1 protein-coding gene and 1 pseudogene are annotated in these 439 nt (G+C 63.8%); both read left to right on the forward strand.

Going from position 1 to position 439, the window contains the following annotated elements; translation table 11 throughout:
• Positions 1-254: SDR family oxidoreductase (locus HX846_RS38960; RefSeq protein ID WP_178967668.1), on the forward strand; the 254-nt coding region annotated here is incomplete at its 5' end.
• An 11-nt stretch (positions 255-265) separates the two neighbouring features.
• Positions 266-439: pseudogene (locus HX846_RS38965) on the forward strand (acetyl-CoA C-acetyltransferase); the annotation flags it as partial.

Raw genomic sequence — 439 nt, forward strand, 5'->3', positions numbered from 1 at the left:
CCCTGCCGGCGGCCCGCGAGCTGGCGCGCTACGGGATTCGGGTGATGACCATCGCCCCCGGTATTTTCGAAACTCCGATGATGGCGGGCATGACGCCGCAAGTGCGCGAATCCCTCGCCGCCGGCGTGCCATTCCCGTCGCGCCTGGGCAAACCGGGCGAGTACGCCGCGCTGGTGCGGCATATCATTGAAAACAGCATGCTCAACGGCGAGGTGATCCGTCTCGACGGGGCCTTGCGCATGGCAGCCAAATAAGGAGATTTTTCATGACTGATCCAATCGTTATTGTCAGCGCGGTACGCACCCCGATGGGCGGGTTCCAGGGCGATCTCAAAGGCCTCACCGCTCCGCAACTGGGCGCTGCGGCGATTCGTGCAGCGGTCGAACGCGCCGGTATCGCTTCCGATGCCGTGGATGAAGTGCTGTTCGGTTGCGTGCTG

Origin of the sequence: Pseudomonas sp. K5002, assembly GCF_013386655.1 — a bacterium.
In the GTDB taxonomy this organism is placed as follows: domain Bacteria; phylum Pseudomonadota; class Gammaproteobacteria; order Pseudomonadales; family Pseudomonadaceae; genus Aquipseudomonas.